The sequence below is a fragment of the Variovorax sp. LjRoot130 genome (assembly GCF_964253755.1).
Classification (GTDB): domain Bacteria; phylum Pseudomonadota; class Gammaproteobacteria; order Burkholderiales; family Burkholderiaceae_C; genus Variovorax.
Genome location: NZ_CAXURM020000001.1, coordinates 4,789,956 through 4,812,465, shown reverse-complemented (window position 1 = coordinate 4,812,465; position 22,510 = coordinate 4,789,956). Strand labels below are relative to the sequence as shown.

At 67.9% G+C, this 22,510-nt stretch carries 15 protein-coding genes; 6 read left to right on the top strand and 9 right to left on the bottom strand.

Annotated features, from left to right (window positions below; translation table 11 throughout):
- Nucleotides 1–45: 45 nt before the first annotated feature.
- Entirely contained in the window at nucleotides 46–837 is a 792-nt protein-coding gene (locus tag ACSQ86_RS23960; RefSeq protein WP_436305336.1) for a phosphodiesterase, read from the bottom strand.
- 127 nt (nucleotides 838–964) lie between these two features.
- Nucleotides 965–1,411, bottom strand: a complete 447-nt coding sequence (gene arsC, locus ACSQ86_RS23955) for an arsenate reductase (glutaredoxin) (protein WP_436309680.1) — start codon at nucleotides 1,409–1,411, stop codon at nucleotides 965–967.
- A gap of 29 nt (nucleotides 1,412–1,440) precedes the next feature.
- Here arsC and ACSQ86_RS23950 point away from each other — a divergent pair, with 29 nt between their 5' ends.
- The 6 genes from ACSQ86_RS23950 to ACSQ86_RS23925 are packed head-to-tail and all read left to right on the top strand — an operon-like array spanning nucleotide 1,441 to nucleotide 5,194.
- Nucleotides 1,441–1,764: an ArsR/SmtB family transcription factor gene (locus ACSQ86_RS23950; protein ID WP_436305334.1), complete on the top strand. Its 324-nt coding sequence runs from the start codon at nucleotides 1,441–1,443 to the stop codon at nucleotides 1,762–1,764.
- 10 nt (nucleotides 1,765–1,774) lie between these two features.
- Nucleotides 1,775–2,215, top strand: coding sequence for an ArsI/CadI family heavy metal resistance metalloenzyme (locus tag ACSQ86_RS23945; RefSeq protein ID WP_436305333.1), 441 nt, complete (start codon nucleotides 1,775–1,777; stop codon nucleotides 2,213–2,215).
- A gap of 8 nt (nucleotides 2,216–2,223) precedes the next feature.
- Nucleotides 2,224–2,736 carry an arsenate reductase ArsC gene (locus ACSQ86_RS23940; protein ID WP_436305332.1) on the top strand — a complete coding sequence of 171 codons (513 nt, stop codon included), beginning with the start codon at nucleotides 2,224–2,226 and terminating at the stop codon, nucleotides 2,734–2,736.
- 58 nt (nucleotides 2,737–2,794) lie between these two features.
- On the top strand, nucleotides 2,795–3,289 hold the full coding sequence (locus tag ACSQ86_RS23935) for an arsenate reductase ArsC (RefSeq protein WP_436309678.1): 495 nt from the start codon (nucleotides 2,795–2,797) through the stop codon (nucleotides 3,287–3,289).
- 4 nt (nucleotides 3,290–3,293) lie between these two features.
- Complete coding sequence (locus ACSQ86_RS23930) at nucleotides 3,294–4,007, top strand: MIP/aquaporin family protein (protein ID WP_436305330.1); 714 nt, start codon at nucleotides 3,294–3,296, stop codon at nucleotides 4,005–4,007.
- Nucleotides 4,004–5,194: an MFS transporter gene (locus ACSQ86_RS23925; protein ID WP_436305329.1), complete on the top strand. Its 1,191-nt coding sequence runs from the start codon at nucleotides 4,004–4,006 to the stop codon at nucleotides 5,192–5,194. The genes ACSQ86_RS23930 and ACSQ86_RS23925 overlap by 4 nt, the downstream gene beginning before the upstream one ends.
- A 2-nt stretch (nucleotides 5,195–5,196) precedes the next feature.
- Here the strand turns inward: ACSQ86_RS23925 and ACSQ86_RS23920 are convergent, their stop codons facing one another.
- The 7 genes from ACSQ86_RS23920 to glgB are packed head-to-tail and all read right to left on the bottom strand — an operon-like array spanning nucleotide 5,197 to nucleotide 22,361.
- Nucleotides 5,197–10,344 (bottom strand): malto-oligosyltrehalose synthase, encoded by a 5,148-nt coding sequence (locus ACSQ86_RS23920; protein ID WP_436309677.1) that lies wholly within the window; start codon nucleotides 10,342–10,344, stop codon nucleotides 5,197–5,199.
- A complete protein-coding gene (treZ, locus tag ACSQ86_RS23915; protein ID WP_436306349.1) occupies nucleotides 10,337–12,160 on the bottom strand; it encodes a malto-oligosyltrehalose trehalohydrolase in 1,824 nt (607 codons plus the stop codon). The genes ACSQ86_RS23920 and treZ overlap by 8 nt, the downstream gene beginning before the upstream one ends.
- Before the next feature lie 14 nt (nucleotides 12,161–12,174).
- On the bottom strand, nucleotides 12,175–14,346 hold the full coding sequence (gene glgX / locus ACSQ86_RS23910) for a glycogen debranching protein GlgX (RefSeq protein ID WP_436305327.1): 2,172 nt from the start codon (nucleotides 14,344–14,346) through the stop codon (nucleotides 12,175–12,177).
- Nucleotides 14,343–15,050, bottom strand: coding sequence for a mechanosensitive ion channel family protein (locus tag ACSQ86_RS23905; protein ID WP_093109698.1), 708 nt, complete (start codon nucleotides 15,048–15,050; stop codon nucleotides 14,343–14,345). The genes glgX and ACSQ86_RS23905 overlap by 4 nt, the downstream gene beginning before the upstream one ends.
- 23 nt (nucleotides 15,051–15,073) lie before the next feature.
- Nucleotides 15,074–18,415 (bottom strand): maltose alpha-D-glucosyltransferase, encoded by a 3,342-nt coding sequence (gene treS / locus ACSQ86_RS23900; protein ID WP_436309676.1) that lies wholly within the window; start codon nucleotides 18,413–18,415, stop codon nucleotides 15,074–15,076.
- 12 nt (nucleotides 18,416–18,427) lie between these two features.
- The gene (locus tag ACSQ86_RS23895) at nucleotides 18,428–20,470 is read right to left on the bottom strand and encodes an alpha-1,4-glucan--maltose-1-phosphate maltosyltransferase (RefSeq protein ID WP_436309675.1); all 2,043 of its coding nucleotides are present in this window, start codon (nucleotides 20,468–20,470) and stop codon (nucleotides 18,428–18,430) included.
- Nucleotides 20,463–22,361 carry a 1,4-alpha-glucan branching protein GlgB gene (gene glgB, locus ACSQ86_RS23890; RefSeq protein WP_436305324.1) on the bottom strand — a complete coding sequence of 633 codons (1,899 nt, stop codon included), beginning with the start codon at nucleotides 22,359–22,361 and terminating at the stop codon, nucleotides 20,463–20,465. Before glgB ends, ACSQ86_RS23895 begins: the two co-directional genes overlap by 8 nt.
- Nucleotides 22,362–22,510 lie beyond the last annotated feature (149 nt).

Here is a 22,510-nt window from a genome sequence, read left to right as displayed (position 1 = left end):
ACCGAGTCAACTGCAGAGTTCATGCGATGGCTCCGTGAGGAGTCTTCAGAAAAACGGGTACGGCCCCTCGAACTCACCGATGTAACTGATGTGGCTGACCAGACCCTCTGCCGTCCACAGATGGAGGAGGCACGCCGGAGGGCCAGCATATGAACACGGCTCTGCGCCAGGGGCCAAGCGCAAGGCAATTTGCGTCGTGGTGCTTGGGCACGCCATTACAACCGTGCCGGCCCATCGACGAACCATAGAGCGGTGAACGTGGCCGCAAAGCACAGCTTCGATGTTTTTTCGTCCCTCGATGACCGAAGCCAGTAGACCGCCCTCGAAGTATCGATAGTCGTCCAGATAGGGGATGCCGGAAGTGAACGGCGGGTGGTGCATCAGCACCAGCGTCGGCTTTTCCAGGTCGGCATCCAGCGTGGCCCGAAGCCATTCCAGCCCATCGGCTGTCACGTCCCCGTGGTGCTCGCCCGGTGGGCATGAGTCCAGTGCAACGATTCGCACCGGAAACTCGTCAACACAGTAGTGCAGTGGACCTTCCGCAGGCAGGTAGGCGTGGTTGTAGAACGCCGTGGTGAAGTTCACCCGTTCATCATGGTTCCCAGGAACAATCAGGTAGGGCAAGTCCAGCGCCTTGAGCAACTCGCACACGTTCGCGTACTCGTCGGCGTGCCCCTCGTCCACGAGATCCCCGGTCAGCAGCACGAGGTCGGGACGGCGATCCAGGCCTCGCAGGTGCTCGATGGCTTCGGCGAACATCCGATTGGAGTCCACGAGGCCTTTGTAAAGCTCGCCCTTTCGGCGCACATGCACATCAGACAGTTGGGCGATCAGCATCGGGGGCCTTGTTGCTGCAGATTGGTCATCCTATCGCCCTACGGACGAACCAGCGTTTGAGTCTGTCAGAACGTCCAAGTCCTTGATGCGCAACGCCCCGGCCTTCGATCCTGGCCGCCGATCGACATCAGGCGTCGCGACGCACGCGCTGGCCCTGCGCATCGATGACTGCTTCTCCGTCTTCCTTCGTGAACGCACCGCGTTGCGGCGACGGAAGAATGTCCAGCACGAGTTCCGACGGCCGGCACAGCCTGGTGCCCAGCGGCGTCACGACGATCGGGCGGTTGATGAGGATCGGGTGCTCCAACATCAGCTCGATCAGCTGCTCGTCGGTCCATTTCGGGTCGTCGAGGCCGAGCTCGCCGTAGGGCGTTCCTTTCTGGCGCAGCAGTTCGCGTGGCGTGATCCCCATCGCCTTGATCAGGCCGATCAGGGTATCGCGGCTCGGCGGCGTCTTGAGATATTCGACGACGTGCGGCTCGGCGCCGCTGTTGCGGATCAGGGCCAGCGCGTTGCGCGAGGTGCCGCAGGACGGGTTGTGAAAGATGGTGATTTCAGGGTCTTGGGATTGCATGTATGCGATTATGCAAATATTATTGAACTATGGAAGAGAATGATGTCGTCAGGTCCCTGGCTGCGCTGGCCCAGCCGGTGCGTTTGCAGGTTTTCCGCGCGCTGGTCGTGGCGGGCCCCGGGGGAATGACGCCCGGCACGCTGGTCGAAAGCCTGAACGTGGCGGCGACCAGCCTGTCCTTCCATCTCAAGGAGCTGATGCATTCGGGGCTGGTCTCGCAGGAGCGCAACGGTCGCAACCTGATCTATCGCGCTTCCTTCCAGCAGATGAATGCGCTGCTCGGCTATCTCACCGAGAACTGCTGCCAGGGCGAGCAGTGCCTCACTCCGGCGGAACAGGACTGTTCGTGTTGAAGGAGACCCCATGAAGCGATTCCATGTGCACCTCAACGTGCAAGACCTCGAGGCGAGCATCGCCTTCTATTCCAGGCTGTTCGCGTCCGAACCGGCGCGCGTCGAAAGCGACTATGCGAAATGGATGCTCGCGGATCCGCCGCTGAATTTCGCGGTCTCGACCCGCGGCGGCGCGTTGGGCGTCGATCATCTGGGCCTTCAGGCGGAGAGCCCGGAAGAGTTGGCCGAGCTGAAGGCCCGCGCGCAAGCCGCGGACACGCAGCTCCTCGACGAAGGGGCCACCACCTGCTGCTATGCGCGCAGCGAGAAGCACTGGGTCACCGATCCGCAAGGCGTGGCTTGGGAGCAGTTCCATACGCTCGGCAACATCCCCGTGTTCCGGGAGGCAAAAGCGACGGAAACAACCGCCGCCGCGTGCTGCGCTTCGACCTCTTCTTCCTCCTGCTGCTGAGGCCATCCATGACTGAAAAGATCTACAACGTGCTCTTCATCTGCACGGGCAATTCGGCGCGTTCCATCATGGCCGAGGCCCTGATGAACCGTGCCGGCGGCGGCCGCTTCAAGGCCTTCTCTGCCGGCAGCCATCCGACGGGCAAGGTGAACCGGCTGGCGCTGCAGGCGCTCACGTGGCTGCACCTGCCGACCGAAGGCTATCGCAGCAAGAGCTGGGACGAGTTCGCCCAGCCCGACTCGCCGCGGCTCGACTTCGTGCTCACCGTCTGCGACAACGCTGCCGGCGAGCTGTGCCCGGTATGGCCGGGCCAGCCGATGAGCGCCCATTGGGGTGTGCCCGATCCCGCCGCCGTCGAAGGCTCGGAAGAGGAGAGGCTGCGGCATTTCCACGATGCGGCGCTCACGCTCAAGCGGCGCATCGAGCTGATGCTCGCGCTGCCGCTGGCGCGGCTCGATGCAATGTCGCTCCAGCATGAAATGCGCGAAATCGGCAAGACCGGAAAGACCGCCGCAGCATGAGCGCCGCCCGGCCGCCCGAAGGCGCTCGCACCGCAGTGCGCAGCACGGAGGTTAGCCAATGACCACCAACGTGCTGATCCTCTGCACGCACAACTCGGCGCGCAGCGTGCTTGCCGAGGGCATGCTCAACCACTTGGCCAAGAAGGCCGGCAAGGACGTGCGGGCGTTCAGCGCCGGCAGCGCTCCGAGTGGTCGGCTCAATCCGTTCGCGCTGGAAGCGTTGACCCATGTCGATGTGGATGTGTCGTCCTATCGCAGCAAGAGCTGGGACGAATTCGTCGGCGACGACAAGCCGGCGATGCGCATCGTCATCACGGTGTGCGACAGCGCGGCGCAGGAGACCTGCCCGTACTGGCCCGGTAGCCCCGTCAAGGTGCACTGGGGGTATCCCGATCCTTCCAACGCGCTCGGCGACGACGAGGGCAAACGCGTGGCCTTCGAGCTGACACGGCAGGCCATCGCCTACCGCATGACCCAACTGCTGGCCCTGCCGCTGGAATCCATGAGCAACGCAGATCTGCAGCAGGCTCTCACCGCGATCTCGCAGAGGTGACGACATGACGGATCTTCCTCGCAAGCTGCTGGCCGAGATGCTGGGGACGGCGCTCCTGCTCGCCGTGGTGATCGGCTCCGGCATCATGGCCGAGCGCCTGTCCGGCGGAAACACCGCCGTGGCCTTGCTGGCCAATACCCTGGCCACCGTCGGCGGCCTGTACATCCTGATCGAGGTCTTCGGCCCGATCAGCGGCGCGCACTTCAATCCGGCCGTCAGCGCAGTGATGGCCATGCGCCGCGAGCTTCCCGCATCGAGCCTGGTGCCCTACGTGGCAGCGCAGCTCGTGGGCGCGATGCTCGGCGCCTGGCTGGCCCACGCGATGTTCGACATGAGCATCCTGCAGTTCTCGACCAAGCTGCGAAGCGGAACGGGGCAATGGATCGCCGAAGCCGTGGCCACGGCGGGGCTGCTGCTGGTCATCCTGCGCGCCCCGGCAGGCCGTGCGCCGGCCATGGTCGCGGCCTACATCGGCGCTGCCTACTGGTTCACCGCGTCAACTTCGTTCGCCAATCCGGCGGCGGTGTTCGGCCGGATGTTCAGCGACAGCTTTGCCGGCATCGCGCCCGCCAGCGCGCCGGGCTTCGTGCTCGCAGAGTTGATCGGGGCGCTCATCGGCCTGGCCGTCCACAACGCCTTCGAGCCGCGCCTGCATCCTGCCGGCCACCCCAACGTGATCGAATCCTCGGGCCAGCAGAAGAATCAGATCGCTGAATGAGCCGGCTCACGACAGTGGCAGCCTTGGGCACCGCGCAGACGCTGGCCTGGGCTTCGTCGTACTACCTGCCCGCCATGCTGGCGGTGCCCATGGCGCTCGATCTGGGCATGGCCCCCTCGACGGTCTTCGCCGCGTTCTCGGTGGCGCTGATCGTCTCTGCCGCGCTCGGGCCCTATGCGGGCCGCGCGATCGACCGCTTCGGCGGGCGACCGGTGTTGATCGCGAGCAATCTCGTGTTCGCTGCCGGCCTGGCTGCGCTGGGATGGGCCGACAGCACGCCGCAGCTGTTCCTGGCCTGGGCGCTCATGGGCATCGCGATGGGCAGCGGGCTCTACGAAGCCGCCTTCGCCACCGTGGTGCGCCTGCACGGCCAGGAGGCGCGCAGCGCCATCACCGGCATCACCTTGTTCGCCGGCTTCGCGAGTACCGTCGGCTGGCCCGTGTCGGCGGCGCTCGAATCGCACTTCGGCTGGCGCGGCGCCTGCATGGCCTGGGCCGGGCTGCACCTGCTGATCGGCTTGCCGCTCAATGCCTGCCTGCCCAGGCTGCCGCGCGCGAACGCGGCGGATGCGGCTGCACCGGCGAAGCCGGAGCCCGCTGCGCCGCTTTCAGAAGCCGAGGCGCGGCGCGCCGCTTTCCTGATGGCCTACGTGTTTGCCGTCACCTGGTTCATCAGCACCGCGATGGCCGCGCACCTGCCGAGCGTGCTGCAAGCGGCCGGTGTGGGCTTCGCGCTGGCCGTGTCCTTCGCCGCGCTGGTCGGGCCGGCGCAGGTGGCGGGACGCGTGCTGGAGTTCACGGTGCTGCAGCGCTTTCATCCGCTGCTGTCGGCGCGCCTGGCTGCCATGGCGCATCCGCTCGGCGCAGTGGCGATCGGGCTCGCGGGCGCGCCGGCCGCGGCGGTGTTCACGGCGCTGCATGGTGCGGGCAACGGCATCCTCACGATCGCGATCGGCACCTTGCCGCTGCTGTTGTTCGGTTCGCAGGGCTACGGCCGGCGGCAGGGGCTGCTCATGGTGCCCGCGCGCCTGGTGCAGGCAGGCGCACCCTTTCTCTTCGGCCTGAGCCTGGACCGCTGGGGCGCCGGTGCGCTGTGGCTGTCGGCCTTGCTGGGGCTCTCGGCCTGTGCTGCGCTGTGGTGGATGCCGGCGGGAGCGCGGAGCAGCCCGGCCGGCGGTGCGCGCTGAGTTCAACCCGCTGTGGAAAGCTTCCACAGCGCTGCACCCGGAAAGCGGCCCAGGGCGGCAGAGAGGCGGATGGCTCCGCCCTGCACGACGATCGTCTCGCCGGTCAGCACGTTCGCGAAAGCAGCACCGTCGGCCGCGTCCGGCAGGCGCACGCTCGTGTCCTGCCACACCTCGCCGAGCGGCGGTTCGCCCTCGGCGCTGTCGAGGCCGGTGAAAAGCCGCCCTGCGATCACAACCAGCGTCTGCTCTTCGTGACGGCGCGCGAAAGCGACCACATGCGCGGCCTGCACGCCGCTGGCGCCCAGGGGCTCGTAGCGTCCCTCCCGGAACAGCACAGGCTGTGCGCGCCGAAGCGACAGCATGCGCCAGACGAGCCAGAGCTTGGCCCGGCCGTCGTGGGGCTCGCGCGCGAGCGCATTCACGCGCGCCGGCATGTCGGGCGCCTTCGCCAGCGCCTCGAGCTCGTTCAGGCGCTGCTCGCGAAGGCGGAAATCCACCGGACGGCGGTTGTCGGGATCGACCAGGCTCAGGTCCATCAGTTCATTGCCCTGGTACAGGTCGGGCACGCCGGGCGACCCGTACTTCAGCAGGGCGAGCGAGAGGCTGTTCAACGCGCCGAACCAGGCGAGCCTGGCGCCCATGATCTTCAGCTCGTCGAGAAAACGGTTGTCGGCTCCAGGCCTGAACAGCGCGCGCACGAAGCCCTCGAGGGCGCGCTCGTAGCCTTCGTTGGGATAGGTCCATCGGGTGTTGAGCTTGGACTCGCGTGCCGCCTTCTGCATGTAGCGCACGATGCGTTCGACATAAGGCTCGCGCGCCGCGTCGTCCAGTCCGCCCGGTGGCAGCGTGCCCAGCAGCGTTTGGTAGAGCAGGTACTCGTCGGCGGCCGAAGGCGCGCCGGCGGGTGCGCCCCGGGCTTCCAGCCGCCTGCGTACCGGCCGGGTGAAGCCGTGCCAGCGTCGCAGCGCCAGGCGCCAGGCGGCCGGCATCTCCGACAGCACGTCGATGCGGCAGCGCACGTCCTCGGAGCGCTTGTTGTCGTGCGTGGAGGTGGCCAGCATGGTGTGCGGCCAGCGCCGGCCGCGATCGGCGCTGGCCTCGTGGAACTCGGCAACCGTCCTGCCGAAGCGCGCCGGCTCGCCGCCGACTTCGTTGAGCGAGCTCAAGGGAAAGTAGCGATAGAAGGCGGTGTCCTCCACGCCCTTGGCCGTGACCGGTGAAGTGAACTGCTGGAAACGGATCGCCAGGCGCAGCACGCGCTGCTGGAGTTCGTCATCGGCGCCGGATACCGCGCGTCCGAGCAGCATCTGCTGCACGAAGTCATAGATCGTGAGATCGGCATCCTGGCTGCCGCGCTCCGCCTCGCGCCGGGCCCAGGCGATGAAGCGCTCGTCCTGCGCGGAGGGCGCATCGATGATGTAGGTCCGGTAGACCGGGAGGCAGGCCGCGATCTCGCCGAGCGCACGGCGCAGCGCATTGAAGGTGTAGTCGCGCGTGCGCCGATCGGCCCGCGCGATGCGCAGCAGTTCGGTGGCCAGCACGGTGAGCTCCGAGGCCAGCGCGCTCTGCATGATGTCGCGCTTGCCGTCGCGCGCCAGGGCCTCGAAGTCTTTCTCGACGCCGGTGAAATTGCGCCAGATCTTCTCGAACTTCGTGGCCGCGGCAGTGTCGACGAACAGGCCGTTGGCCACGTTGGCGAAGCGGTAGCCGGTGGTGCCGTGCACATGCCAGTCTTCGGGCACCTCCTCGTCTTCGGCGACGATCTTTTCCGCCACCACGTAGAGCGGGCGCGCGGGCCGGCCTGCCTCATCGTGCGCTGTCAGCAGCAGGCCAGCGCGCCGCGCATAGCCTTCCTGGAGCTGGCGGAAGTAGCGCGCCGGATCGTAGAGGCCGTCCGGATGATCGATGCGCAAGCCCTCCACGCGGCCGGACGCGGCCAGATCGAGCGCGAAGGACTGCGTGGCCTCGAACACCTCGTCGCGTTCCATGCGCAGCCCGGCGAGTGAATTGATGTCGAAGAAGCGGCGGTAGTTGATCTCGTCCGCGGCCACGCGCCAATAGGCGAGCCGCCAGGCCTGCGTTTCGATCAGCGCATGCAGCTCGTCGCGCATGACCGGCAGGTTGAGCTCGGCCACCCGCGCCGTGATCGCGCGTGCCACGTCCGGATTGCGGGCGGCAAGAAGGGACAGATCGGCCTTGAGCAGTTCCTTGTCGCGTGCGCGCTCGGCGCGGGCGACGGGATCCTCGGCATCGCGGCCCGGCAGCCGGCCGAAGGCGGAGGCCGTGCTGGCCAGGCGCGCCGCGAGCTCCGCATCGCCCTGCTGCGTCTCGGCGCCCGCGAGCACGCGCGGATAGCTCTCCGGCGCCAGCGGAAAGCGGTGTTCGAAGTAGTGCAGCGCCAGGCTTCCGGCTTCCTCGTCGAAGCGCAGCACCAGATCGCCGCTGGTGAGCACGTCGCCATAGTGGTCGCCCAGCACCGGCACCAGCACCTTGCCCGCGAGCTCGGGATTGAGCGGCTGCCAGTCGATGTCGAAGTGCTGCGCGAACAGCGAGGCGGGTCCGTTCTCCAGCACGTCCATCCACCATGCATTGTCGGCGCCCATCACGCCCATGTGGTTGGGCACCAGGTCCAGCAGCTGGCCCATGCCGTGTTCGCGCAAGGCCGCGACGAAGCGATCGAAGCCTTCGCGCCCGCCGAGTTCGGGGTTGATCTCGTCGTGCGCGACGACGTCGTAGCCATGCATGCTGCCGGCGCGGGCGCGCTGGATCGGCGAGCAGTAGATGTGGCTCACGCCCAGGCGGGCGAGGTAGGGGAGGATGCGAATGGCATCGTCGAAGCCGAAGTCCTTGTGGAACTGGAGCCGGTAGGTGGCGCGCGGCACCAATGTGCGGGCGGTGCCGCGGCGCTCGATGTCGGGCGCGCGGCGCGGCCGCGATGCGGCCATGGTGGTGCACAGGCCCGAGACTTCATCGCTCGCCGCCAGCGCCTGCAGATCCAGCGGCAGCTTGCGCTGCCAGTTCGGCTGCTCCGCGGTGGTGCCGGGCATGTTGACCTGGTCGCAGACGCCGAGCGCGTCCTCGAACTGGACCATCATGATCGCCGAGGGTGCGGCGGCAAGAAAGGCGTGGATCGCCTCCACCGTGCGCGGCGCCGGCGTTGGGCGGCCCGTGGCCTCGGCGACTTCCTCGGCCGACAGCAGACCCGCGTGCTCGAGCTGCAGAAGCAGCCCCACGCGCTCCCGCGCGCGATCGCGGAGCTGCTTCTCGAACAGCGCCAGCTCGGGAAACAGGCCGAGCTGCAGCCGCAACCGCAGGTCCTCTCCGCTCCACCATCCGGCGAGGGTCGGCAGATCGTGCGTGCCGATCGCGGCCAGCGCGTCGGGCGGGTAGTCGGCCGCGGACTTGAATTCGCCGTCGTCGGTGCGTTCGAAGAACAGCACGCGGTAGGACAGCACGTCCACGCGCGCCAGCGCCTCGCGCATCTCCGGCGCCACCGTGCCCAGGTCCTCGCCGATCACCATGCAGCGGTTGCGCCGGCTCTCCAGCGCGACGATCGCGAGCAGCTCGGCCAGCGCGTAGTGCACGTAAGCGCCATCGGTGGCGCTTCGTCCGGGCGGTATCCAGAACAGGCGCATCAGCCCCATCACGTGGTCGATGCGCAGCGCGCCGGCGCTCTTCATATTGGCGCGCAGCGTGTCGATGAAGAGGCGGTAGTGATCGGCGCGCAGGCGATCCGGCCGGAGCGGCGGCAGGCCCCAGCCCTGGCCACCGGGATTGAACTCGTCCGGCGGCGCGCCCACGCTGGCTTCGGCAGCAAAGCAAGTGCGTTCGCTCCAGACCTCGGAGCCCGCGCGGTCCACCGACACCGCCAGATCGAGGTACAGGCCGACGCCCAGCCCCAGCTCCTTGCAGCGCGCGTTGGCGCGCTCGAGCTGGCATTCGGCCAGCCATTGCAGGTACTGGTGGTACTGCACGCGCTCGGCATGCTGCTGTGCGAAGGCGGCGACCTCGGCGCCGGCCGGATTGCGGTAAGCCTCGGGCCATGCCGGCCAGCCCCAGACCGCGTCGTCGGCCGCGTGGAAGTGGGCCTGCAGCGCCTCGAACAGGGCGTGGCCGTGCAGCGCTTCGCCGCCTTCGGCCACGAAGGCCAGGAAGGCGCGGCCCGCATCGTCGCGCGCGTTGCGGCCGTCGGCCGACAGATGCTGTTCGCGAAACTGCGCGTAAAGAAGCTTCAGCACCTCGAACTTCGCTGCGGCCACGGCCGCGTAGTCGACCAGCGGCGCTTCGCGCAGGCGCGCGAGCCGGGTCTGGAATTCGAGCGAGTGCACGAGCTGCCGGGCCGCGTCGCAGGCAGCGAAGCCATCGACCGCCTCGACGTCGATGTAGAGCACATTGAGATGCCGGCGCGAGGACGGGCTGTAGGGACTCGCATGGGCCGGGTTGTGCGGGAAGAGGGCGTGCAGCGGATTGAGTCCGACGATGTCGGCGCCGCGCGCGACCATCTGCGTGACCAGCTGCTCAAGATCGCCGAAGTCGCCGATGCCCCAGTTGCGCGCAGAACGCAGCGCATACAGCTGCACCGCAGGCCCCCAGATGCGGCCGCCGTCCTGCAATGCCGCCGGGCGCCAGCAGCGTGCGGGGGCGCTCACGATCAGCATCTCGCCGACCGGGCCGGCCAGGCCCTCGATGCTGAGGCGGTGGTAGCCGGCCGGCAGCGCAAGCGAAAACGAGAGCTCGCGCTCGCACCAGCGCACGCCATCGAGCTCGGCGTGCGCAAGCTCGGGCAGGGCCAGCGCGTCGAGTTCGCCCTGGTGCCGCGGGCCGGATTCCTCGTCCAGCTGCCAGCGCAGCCGGCCTGTCGTTGCGGGAAGGCGCAAGTGCAGTTGCCACGTCGGCGCCGCAGCTTGGATCGCATGCACCGGCGGCAGGCCTTGCGTCCATGCGGCGCGGCGGGCCGCGGCGAGCGCGTCCTCGGCCGTCGTGGTGGCATCGATGCGGACGTCGAGCTCTGCCAGCAAGGCGACCAGGCTGTTGCGCGGCACCGGACGGCGCGTTCGCCAGACGTCCTCGTAGTCGGTGGCGATGCCGAAGTGTGCACACAGCGGGCCCAGCGCTTCGTCGTCGTCGACGATGCGCGCGGGCTCAGTCAAGGCGGACCTCCTCCTGCAGTGTCGCATGCACCGCGCCGGGCGCCAGGTTCAGCGGCGTGGCATTCGTGGTCTGCGCCGCACCGATGGACCAGAGCAGGTCGCCGGGCGGCGCCGCGCATGCCATTTCCTCGAGGCCGAAGTTCGCGAGCAGATGCAGCGCTGCCGCCGACCCGAGCGTCCAGTCGACCTGCAGCAACGCGCCCTCGCAGTGGAAACGGCCAGCGCCGCGCTGGCCGGCCAGCAGGGGCACCAGGCGCTGCTGGCGCAGGGCCAGCAGTTCGCGCAGCTCGGCGAGGCGGGCGCTGTGATGGGGGACATCCCGCTCCTCCCAGCGCAGCTTGGAGGCCATGAAGGTGGACTCGGCATTGGGATCGGGAATGCGCGAGCGCGCCGCCTCGTCCTTGAAGGCGGCGAAGCGGCCGAACTCCTCGCGCCGGCCGCGCGAGACGGCGGCGGCGAGCTCGGGTCCGAAGTCGCAGAAGTACTGGAACGGCGTCGACGCCGCGAATTCCTCGCCCATGAACAGCATCGGCACATGCGGCGACAGCAGCACGCAGGCCATGGCCGCGCGCAGCATCGCCGCGTCGCCCAGCCTGTGGATGCGTTCGCCGAAGGCGCGGTTGCCGACCTGGTCGTGCGTTTGCAAGAAGGAAACGAAAGCGGCGAGCGGCAGGTGCGTGGACGGCTCGCCGCGCGGCTCGCCGTTGCGAAAGTGCGAAGGCTGGCCCTGGTAGATGAAGCCTTCGGCCAGCGCGCGCCCGAAGCGCGCCACCGGCGCATCGGCATAGTCGGTGTAGTAGCCGTCGGCCTCGCCGGTGACCAGCACGTGGGCCGCATGGTGGAGGTCGTCGTTCCATTGGGCCGTGCCCGCGAGTGGAACGCCGCGGGCGTCGCGCTCGAGCAGCGAAGCCTGGTTCGCATCGTTCTCCAGCACCACGTGCACATGCCGCTCGCTGCCCGGCCCGTCGTGCAGCGCCTCGCAAATCTCGCGCACGATGTGCTTGCCGGAATCGTCACGTATGGCGTGGATCGCGTCCATCCGCAGGCCGTCGAAGCCGAACTCCTCGACCCAGTAGAGCGCGTTGTGGATGAAGAAATCGCGCACCGTGCGGGACGCCTCGCCGTCGTAGTTGATGGCCGAACCCCACGGCGTCTGGTGCGCGGGGTTGAAGAACTGCGGGCAGTAGGCGTGCAGGTAGTTGCCCTCGGGGCCGAAGTGGTTGTAGACCACGTCGATCAGCACCATCAGGCCGAGCCCGTGGGCGTCGTCGACCAGCGCCTTGAGCTCGTCCGGCGTGCCGTAGGCGGCGTCCGGCGCGAAGGGCAGCACGCCGTCGTAGCCCCAGTTGCGCTGGCCCGGAAAGTCGGCCAGCGGCATGAGCTCGACCGCGGTGATGCCCAGCTCGGCCAACGCGTGAAGGCGTTGCCGCGCGGCCGCGAAAGTGCCTTCGGCCGTGAAGGTGCCGACGTGCAGTTCGTAGACCACCGCCTCCTCCCACGGCCGGCCGCGCCAGGCCCGGTGCTGCCATGCATAGGCCGCCGGGTCGACGATGCGGCTCGCGCCGTGCACGTCCTCCGGGTTGAAGCGCGAGGCCGGGTCCGGCACGCGCAGGCCGTCCGGCAAGCGGAAGCGATAGCTGTCGCCGGGCCGCGCCTCGTCCAGGTCGAGGCGGTGCCAGCCTTCCGCGTCGTGCAGCATGCGATGCGTGCGCGCGCCGGCGTCGGGCCCGTGCTCCAGCATCACCAGTTCGACGGCCGGCGCCCACAGTGCGAAGCGTACGCCGCCCTCGGGCAAGACGCCGGCGCCGAAGGGCATGGGATGCACGCGCTTCACTCGGTGTTCTCCGCAGGGCGCGCGGCGCGGCTCAGCAGCACGAAGGACCGTCCTTGCAGCGGGTAGCTCGGCGAGGTCCAGGCCGGTGCTTCGCCGCGGGCGGCCTCGTTCTCGTCGGGCGGCAGGGCCTGCGTCGCGGTGTCGAGCATGAGGCGCCATGCGCCCTGGCCCCCGGACGGCAGCGTGAACGCGATCTCGTCGTGGTGGGCGTTGAAGAGCAGCAGGAAGTCGTCGTCGCGCAGCGCCTCGCCGCGCGGTCCACGCTCGGTGATGCCGTTGCCGGAGATCAGCATCGCGAAGCATCTCGCATGGGCATCGTTCCAGTCTTCCGGCGTCATTTCGAGGCCGTCCGGCTTGAGCCAGCACACGTCCTTGACCGCGCTGCCTTCCAGCGGCTTGCCATGAAAAAAATTGCGGCGGCGAAAGGAGGGATGCGCGCGCCGCAGCGCGATCACGCGCTGCATGAAGGCGAACAGCGCGTCGCCCTCCGGCGTCGGATTCCAGTCCAGCCAGGCCGTTTCGTTGTCCTGGCAGTAGACGTTGTTGTTGCCGTTCTGGGTGTGGCCGCGCTCGTCGCCGGCCAGGATCATCGGCACGCCCTGGGACAGCAGCAGCGTGGCGATGAGGTTGCGCTTCTGCCGCTCGCGCAGCGCCTGGATCTCCGGATCGCCGCTCGGCCCTTCGACGCCGCAGTTCCAAGACAGGTTGTGGTTGTTGCCGTCGCGGTTGTCCTCGCCGTTGGCCTCGTTGTGCTTCTCGTTGTAGGAGACCAGGTCCTGCAGCGTGAAGCCGTCGTGCGCGGTGACGAAGTTGATGCTGGCATGCGGCCGCCGGCCCGACCAGCCGTACAGGTCCTGCGAGCCCGTGAGGCGTTGCGCAAGATCGCCCATCACGCCGTCGTCGCCCTTCCAGTAGCCGCGCACGCCGTCGCGGAAGCGGTCGTTCCACTCGGCCCAGCCGTAGGGGAAGTTGCCGACCCGGTAGCCCCCGTGGCCGAGGTCCCAGGGTTCGGCGATCAGCTTCACGCGGTTGAGCGTGGGGTCCTGGCGGATCGCATCGAAGAAGCCGCCGAGATTTTCGACCTTGCCGGATTCGCGCGCCAGCGCCGCGGCGAGGTCGAAGCGGAAGCCGTCCACGTGCATCTCCTCGACCCAGTAGCGCAGCGAGTCCATCACCAGCTGCAGCGCGCGCGGATGCTCCAGGTTCACGGTGTTGCCGCAGCCGGTGAAGTCGTCGTAGAAGCGGCGGTTGTCGGCGGTGGTGATGTAGTAGGAGGCGTTGTCGACGCCGCGCATGGACAGCGTCGGCCCCAGATGGTTGCCCTCGCAGCTGTGGTTGTAGACCACGTCGAGGATGACCTCGATGCCTGCCGAGTGCAGCGTCTTCACCATGGTCTTGAACTCCTTGACCTTGAGCGAGGCGCAATAGCGCATCTCGGGCGCGAAGTAGGCCAGGGTGTTGTAGCCCCAGTAGTTCTGCAGCCCTTTCTCCGCCAGGTGGTGGTCGTTCAGGAAGCTGTGCACCGGCAGCAGCTCGACGGTGGTCACGCCGAGGCGCTTCAGGTAGTCGACCACCGGCGCCGAACCGAGTGCCGCATAGGTGCCGCGCAGCTCCGGTGGCACCTCGGGGTGGGTCATCGTGAAGCCGCGCACGTGCAGTTCGTAGATCACCATGTCCTGCCACGAGATGTGCGGGCGGCGGTCGTCGCCCCAGGTGAATGCGGGCTCGAGCACGCGCCCCTTGGGCATCAGCGGCGCGCTGTCGCGGCGGTCGAAGGAGAGGTCCTCGCGCTTGCTCCCGACGGTGTAGCCGTACAGCGCGTCGCCCCAGCGCAGTTGCCCGATCGTGTCCTTGGCATAGGGGTCGAGCACCAGCTTGTGCGGATTGAAGCGATGCCCCTCCTCGGGCTTGTAGGGCCCGTGCACGCGGTAGCCGTAGGCCAGCCCCGGGCGCGCCTCGGGCAGGTAGCAGTGCCAGATGTCGTCGGTTCGCTCGCGCATCGCGATGCGCAGCCGCTCGTGGCGGCCCTTCTCGTCGAAGAGGCAGAGTTCGACCTTGTGCGCATGCTGCGAGAAGAGCGCGAAGTTGACGCCCTGGCCGTCCCAGTGGGCGCCGGGCGGATAGGGGCGGCCGGGCCAGACTGCGGTGATCTGATCGTTGGTCTTCATCTAGGGAGCTTGTCGTCCGGGCCGTCGCCGGGGTTCTTGCGCTCGCGCGGCCACCATTGCTCGATGCGCTCCGCGGCCCAGTCCTTGCCGCCCAGACCGAAGGCGAGCGCCAGCGCGAAGACCACGCCGGCCAGGATCACGAGAAAGCTTTCGCGAACGATGTCGCCGCCAACCTTGATCTGGTCGAGCGCGATCAGCACCACGAACACCATGATCGCGTACTGCGCGAGCTTGCCGAGGAACACGGCGTCCTGCAGCTTGATGTTGCGGCCATAGGTGGCGACGCTGTCGCCGACGAAGCGCGCAAAGTAGGAGCCGAAGGCCAGCACCAGCAGGGCCACGAAGATGTTGGGAACGAACCAGACCACGCGGCCCAGCAGGTCGGTGATGTAGGTCAGGCCGAGGCCGTTGAAGGCGATCAGGAGCGCGGCGAGGATCACCAGCCAGTACACCAGCACGCCGAACAGGCTGGTGGTGTCGCCGGGCATTCCGCCCTGCCGCAGGAAGTTGTCGAGGCCGGCGCGTTCGGTGAGCACGTTGAAGTTGATCGCGCGCAGGGCCTTGACGACCGTGAAGCGCGCCAGCTTGGCGAGCAGCCAGCCGCCGAGCACCACGATCAGCGCGATCAGAAGACGCGGCAGGAATGCGCCGATCTGGAACAGGATGGCCCGCAAGGGCTCCAGGTGGATTCCGAAGCTTTCCATGATGCGTTTCTCCAGTCGCTCGATCAGCGCGATGAGCCGGCACCGTTCAATGCCAGCAGGCCCTGCAGCGGGACCTGGACCCAGTCGGTGCGATTGTTGAGTTCGTAGCGCAGCTCGTACAGCGCCTTTTCAAGTTCGAACAATTCGAGAAGATTCGCGTCGATCGGTGCCGCCGTTCCAGCCGAAGCCATCGTCGCCCGATAGGCCGAGAGGAAGGCATCCCGCGCGGCAAGCTCCCAGTCGCGCGCCGGTGCGTCGAGCCGCTGGAGCTCGTCGGCGTTCTGCGCCACGCGCCGCAAAGCCGACCAGCGCGCGTAGTTGAACGAGCGCAGCATGCCCGCGACGTCGCGCAGCGGCGAGCCCTTGGCGCGGCGCTCCTCGAAGCTGCGCGTGGGTTCGCCTTCGAAATCGATGATGACGAAATCGTTGTCGGCCACCAGCACTTGGCCCAGGTGGTAGTCGCCGTGGTAGCGGGTCTTGATGCCGCCTTCGACGTTCCCGGCTGCCGCGCTGATGCGCCTTTGCAGCGCCTCGTGGCGCGACAGAAGGGCTTGCGCGTCCTCTTGCGCGGCCGGGGGAAGCAGCAGCAGGCGATCGCGCAGCAAGGCCAGCGTGGCGGTGGCGTCATCGAGTGCGCGCTCGCGCATCGCCTCGACGTCGCCCGGCTCGAACGGCTCGGGATCGAAGGCCGCGTCGCCCGTGCGTGCGGCCAGCGCCAAATGGAGCTCGGCGGTGCGCCGGCCGAGCACCACCATCAGCGCGAGGAAGCCGCCGTGGGCCTGGGCCGGTGCGGCCGCGGCGAAGGTATCGGCGCCCGCCGTACGCAGCTCTTCGAGGAAGCGCTCCAGATAGCCGAGCGTGTAGACCCAGCCGTCGCCCTGGTTGGTCACGTAGGCCTGGACCATCGCCAGCGTCACCACGCGGCCGTCGTCGCCGAGGTATTCGAGTGCGCCCAGGACCGGAACGCAATGCGGAAAGCGTGCGACGCTGGTCAGGAACCAACCCATCTCGAGCTCGGGATTCACGCCGTCGCGCAGGTTGCGATAGCCCTTGAGGAACAGGGTCTCGTCGAAGGTGACGACGGTGTTGCTGCTCACCGCGCTGGGGCGGGCCACGGGCAGCGCAGCGAGGGCTACGGGAAGGTCGCTGAATGCGTCGGTGGCCGTGAAGCGCAACCGGCCGGCGTTGGTGGCGATCTCCTCGCCGGCGCGGATGGCCTCGACCACCGCGCGGCAGAAGGCCTCGTCATAGAAGGCGTCGGCCATCACGCCCACGTTGGACTGCTGCCGCACCTTGGCCAGCGCGGCCGGCGTGAGGCGGTTGAAGCGCTCCTCGTCCTGCTCTTCCCATGCCAGCGCCAGCGGCACGAAGTAGGTCGACGCTTCGGGCGGGCCGTCGAGCTGCAGCAACGGCAGCATCCAGCTGAATTCGCCGGCGTCCCACACCGCATGGTCGACCAGCCGCGCGCGCTCGATCGGCGTGCCCTTGGAGGCGTACCAGCGCTGGATCTCCAGAAAGCGCGGCAGCGTGTCGGTCTCGAACTGCGTCAGCATCCGTTCGGCCATGCCGATGCGCCACGGCATCACGCGGTCGCGGAAAAAGCTGGTCCAGCCGTCGAACAGCACCAGCGTCGGCCGGTCCTGCAGCCCGACGCCTTCCTGGTGCCAGCTCGGCATCTCGGCATCGGCCGCGAGGCGGAACCAATAGAAGCCGTACGAGGGCAAGGTCAGCAGGTAGGGCAGCTCGCCGATGGGCGGGAAGGAGGTGCGGCCCAGCATCTCGACCGGCACCTTGCCCTTGTAGGCCGACAGGTTGAGCTCCACCGGCTGCGCCGCGCGCGAGAGGTTGAAGACCGTGAGGATGGTGTCCTCGTCGTACTCGCTCAGGTAGGCCAGGATCTTGCGGTTGCCGGGCTTCAGGAAGATGCGCTTGCCGCGCCCGAAGGCGTGGCTGGTCTTGCGCACGGCCAGCATGCGTCGCGTCCAGTTGAGCAGCGAGCTGGCGTCGCGCGCCTGCGCCTCCACGTTGAGCGCCTCGAAGCCGTACATCGGGTCCATGATCGGCTGCAGATAGAGGCGCTGCGGGTCGGCGCGCGAGAAGCCGGCGTTGCGATCGGGGCTCCACTGCATCGGCGTGCGCACGCCGTTGCGGTCGCCGACGAACACGTTGTCGCCCATGCCGATCTCGTCGCCGTAGTAGATGATCGGCGAGCCCGGCATCGACAGCAGCATGCCGTTCATGAGCTTGACGCGGTCGAGGTCGTTCTCCATCAGCGGCGCGAGCCGGCGCCGGATGCCGACGTTGATGCGCGCGCGCAGGTCGGCGGCATACATGAGGTACATGTAGTCGCGTTCCTTGCTGGTCACCATCTCCAGCGTCAGCTCGTCATGGTTGCGCAGGAAGATGGCCCATTGGCAACCTTCGGGAATCTCGGGCGTCTGCTGGATGATCTCGACGATCGGATGGCGGTCTTCCTGTGCGATCGCCATGTACATGCGCGGCATCAAGGGGAAGTGGTAGGCCATGTGGCACTCGTTGCCCTCGCCGAAGTACTCGCGCACGTCCTCGGGCCACATGTTGGCCTCGGCCAGCAGGAAGCGGTTCTTGTAGCGCGCGTCGATGGCGGCGCGCAGCTTCTTGATCACCGCGTGCGTCTCCGGCAGGTTCTCGTTGCTGGTGCCGTCGCGCTCGACCAGGTAGGGAATCGCGTCCAGCCGGAAGCCGTCGACGCCCATGTCGAGCCAGAAGCGCATGGTCTTGAACACGGCCTCCAGCACCTGAGGATTGTCGAAGTTCAGGTCCGGCTGGTGGCTGAAGAAGCGGTGCCAGTAGTAGGCCTTTGCGAGCGGGTCCCAGCTCCAGTTGGAGGTCTCGGTGTCGGTGAAGATGATGCGCGTGCCCTGGTAGAGCTGGTCGCTGTCGCTCCAGACGTAGAAGTCGCGCTCCGGCGAGCCGGGCGGCGCGCGGCGTGCGGCCTGGAACCACGGGTGGTCGCTCGAGGTGTGGTTGATGACGAGCTCGGTGATCACGCGCAGGCCGCGGCGGTGCGCCGCATCCAGCATCTCGCGGAAATCGTCCAGCGTGCCGTACTGGGGGTGCACGTTCTCGTACTCGGCGATGTCGTAGCCGTCGTCGCGCAAGGGCGAGGGGTAGAAGGGCATCAGCCAGATGGTGTTGACGCCGAGGTCCTTCACGTAGTCGAGCTTGGCCGTGACGCCCTTGAAGTCGCCGACGCCGTCATCGTTGGAATCGAAGAAGGCCTTGACGTTGAGCTGGTAGATGACCGCATCGCGGTACCACAGCGGATCGTCGCTGCTGTCGATCTCGACGGTTTCGAGAGCAATGTGCGGTACCGGAGCGTTCATGGGCGCAAGACCTCACTGGAAATAGTCGAACTCGCGCTCGTCGCGAACCCGGCGCCGCACCCGGAAGATGTGGGCCGGCACGCTGTGCGGATCGAGCCGGACGAAGTGGCGATCTCCCTGCCACACGAAGCGCTGGTTGCTCAGCAGGTCGTGCATCTGGAACGGATGCCCGGCCTCGCAATCGATGGACGCGGGATCGAGCGCGAGCCAGCCGGACTGCACGTTGTGCGGGTCGAGGTTCACCACCGTCACCACCACGTTGACGCCGTCGTCCGAGCGCTTGGCGTAGGCCAGCAGCTGGTCGTTGTCGATCGCGAGGAAGCGCAGGCCGCGGTCGGCATGGAGCGCGGGGTTGTCGCGCCGGATGCCGTTGACGCGGGCGATGAAGGGCGCGAGGCTTCCCGGATCGTCGTGGTTCCAGGCGCGCAGCTGGTACTTCTCGGAATGCAGGTACTCCTCGCTGCCCGGCTCGCGCGGCAGGTGCTCGCGCAGTTCGAAGGCGGGGCCGTAGATGCCGTAGTTGGCGGCCAGCGTCGCGGCGAGAACCAGGCGCGCCATGAAGACCGCGGGCTCGCCGCCCTGCAAGCGCTCGTGCAGGATGTCGGGCGTGTTGGGCCAGACGTTGGGGCGGAAATATTCGCTGCCCGGTCCCGCCGAGAGTTCGGTGAAGTACTCGATCAGTTCCTGCTTGTCGTTGCGCCAGGTGAAGTAGGTGTAGGACTGCGTGAAGCCCAGCTTGGCCAGCCGGTGCATCACCTTGGGCCGCGTGAAGGCTTCGGCCAGGAAGATGACCTCGGGATGCTGGCGCTTGATCTCGCCGATCGCCCATTCCCAGAAAGGAAATGCCTTGGTGTGCGGGTTGTCGACCCGGAAGATCTTGACGCCCTCGGCGATCCAGTGGTCGAAGACGCTCTTGAGCTCGGCCCACAGCGCGGGCCAGTCCTCGCTCTCGAAGTTGAAGGGATAGATGTCCTGGTATTTCTTCGGCGGGTTCTCGGCGTACTGCACGCTGCCGTCCGGCCGCCAGCGGAACCAGCTGGGATGCGCCTTCACGTACGGATGGTCCGGCGCGCACTGGAAGGCGATGTCGAGTGCGATCTCGAGCCCGTGGCCGGCCGCCTGCGCGATCAGATGCCGGAAGTCCTCGGCCGTGCCGAGTTCGGGCAGGATGGACTTGTGGCCGCCTTCGGCCGCGCCGATGGCCCACGGGCTGCCGACGTCGTCCGCCTTGGCGACCAGCGCATTGTTCTTGCCCTTGCGCTGCACGCGGCCGATCGGATGGATCGGCGGGAAGTACAGCACGTCGAAGCCCATGGCCGCGATCGCGGGCAGGCGCGCTGCCACGTCCTTGAAGCTGCCGTGGCGTCCGGTCTCGGTCGCCGTCGAGCGCGGGAACAGCTCGTACCAGCTACTGAAGCGGGCGCGATCGCGATCGGCCACCAGCGGCAGCTCCAACGGATACTGCGCCGCGAGGCGGCGGTCCGGGTAGCGGGCTGCGAGCGCGGCCAGGGCTTCGTCCAGCGCCAGCGCCTTGAGCACCGTCGCATCGGCCGCGTCGGCGACGGCGGCGCTGTGCAGTTCCATGCCCCAGCGGGCCAGCGTCTTGCGCTCCACGCCATTGGCGCGTTCGGCGGCCGCCGCGATCTCGAGCGCGCCGATCTGCGATGCGATGCGGATGTCGTCGAGCTCGACGCGGCGCGCCATGTCGTGGCGCCAGGACTCGAAGGCATCGACCCAGGCCGCGACGGTGTAGCGGTAGCGGCCGATCGCGGGCGGCGTGAACTCGGCCTGCCAAACGTCGTTGCCCAGCGGCTTCATCGGCAGCTCGGCGCCGTGGGCGTCGTCCTCGCTGCGCCAGCGCAGCATGACCCGCAGCATGTCGTGCCCGTCGGCGAAGCAGTGGGCCTGAACGCGCAGCGCTTCCCCGGCCACGCGCTTCACGGGAAAGCGCCCGCCGTCCACGATGGGCAGGACGGCGTCGATGACGGCGCGTACGCGGCCGTCCGCGCCGTCCGGATGGGTGGGGGGGCGGACCGGGGTATTTTTCTCAGCCATGGGGGGGGTGCTCGAGGAACAGGGTCGAAAGCGGCGGCAAGGTGAGGCACACGGAGTGCATGCGGCCATGGGCGCGCACCGGCGCCGACTCGATGCCGCCGAGGTTGCCCCAGCCCGCGCCGCCGAACTCGCCGGCGTCGCTGTTGACGAGCTCGCGCCAGAAGCCGGGTGCCGGCACGCCGAGCAGGTAGTTGGTGCGCGGCACCGGTGTCATGTTGCTGACGACCAGGAGCGGCGCGCCGCCGTCGCGCGGCTTGCGCAGGAAGGCGAACACGCTGCGGTCCGCGTCGTCGGCCGCGACCCATTCGAAGCCGGTGGCGGAGAAGTCGAGCTGGTGCAGCGCGGGCGTGGCGCGGTAGACGCGGTTGAGTTCCTTCACGAAACGCTGCAGGCCTGCATGGCCCTCGAGCGCGGCGACCCACCATTCGAGTTCGTCGTCATGGTTCCATTCGCGCCGCTGGCCGAACTCGCCGCCCATGAACAGCAGCTTCTTGCCCGGATGCCCCCACATGAAGCCGAGCAGCGCGCGCAGGTTGGCGAACTGCTGCCATGCATCGCCCGGCATCTTGTTGAGCAGCGAGCCCTTGCCATGCACCACCTCATCGTGCGACAGCGGCAGCACGAAGTTCTCGTTGAAGGCATACACCAGCGAGAAGGTGAGCTTGTGGTGGTGGTACTTGCGATGGACCGCGTCTTCCTTCATGTAGGCCAGGCTGTCGTGCATCCAGCCCATGTTCCATTTCATGCCGAAGCCCAGGCCGTCCATGTCGGTCGGGCGCGAGACGCGCGGCCAGGCGGTCGATTCCTCGGCGATGGTGAGCGTGTCGGGATGCTCGCGGTACACGGCCCGGTTCAGGGTCTGCAGGAACTCGACGGCTTCCAGGTTCTCGCGGCCGCCGTAGCGGTTGGGAATCCAGCCGCCGTGCTGACGCGCGTAGTCGAGGTAGAGCATCGAAGCGACCGCGTCGACGCGCAGGCCGTCCAGGTGGTATTTGTCGAGCCAGAACAGGGCCGACGAAATGAGGAAGCTGCGAACCTCGTTGCGGCCGTAGTTGAAGATGCTCGAGTTCCATTCAGGATGGAAGCCCTGTCGCGGATCGGCATGCTCGTAGAGATGGGTGCCGTCGAAGTAGCCGAGGCCGTGCTCGTCGGTCGGGAAGTGCGAGGGCACCCAGTCCAGCAGCACACCGATGCCGCGCTGGTGCAGGTGGTCGACGAAATACATGAAATCCTGCGGCGTGCCGAAGCGCGCGGTGGGGGCGAAGTAGCCGGTGGTCTGGTAGCCCCAGGAGCCGTAGAACGGATGCTCGGTCACCGGCATGAGCTCGACATGGGTGAAGCCCATCTCGGTCACATAGTTGGCCAGCTCGTGCGCGAGTTCGCGGTAGCCGAAAAAGTGGCCCTCCTTGCGCCGCCAGGAGCCGAGGTGCAACTCGTAGACGGACATCGGCGCATCCAGCGCATTCTTCGGTGCACGCGCGGACATCCATTCGCGGTCGCTCCACGCGTAGTCGAGTGTCCAGATGCGGGAGGCCGTGGCCGGCGGCAGCTCGGCGCAGAAGGCGAAGGGGTCGGCCTTGTCGACCTGCCAGCCGCCATGGCGTGACCGGATGCGGTACTTGTAGGCCTGCCCTGGCGCGGCATCGGGGGCGTGGCCCTGCCAGATGCCGAGCTCGCCGCGCGACTCGAGCAGGTCGACTTCGGCCGACCAGCCGTTCCAGTCCCCGATCACGCTCACGGATTCGGCGTTCGGCGCCCAGACCGCAAAGTCCGCGCCTCCCGTCGCCCGGAGGTGGCAGCCGAGGCGCTCGTAGAGCCGCGAGTGGGTGCCTTCCGCGAACAGGTAGCCGTCTTGTGGACCGATGAATTGGTTTTGCTTTTGGGTATGCACAGCCCGCCATTGAAGTGCTGGCCGGGCCGTGCGCAAGCGCGGCGCATGCGCTTCAGGATGTCGGACAGCAACTCGTTCGTCGGTCCCTGTAAGTCTTTTCGGGAACAGGAGCGGGTGCTGCTCCTACGCCGGCTGGTGGCGGTCTTCGC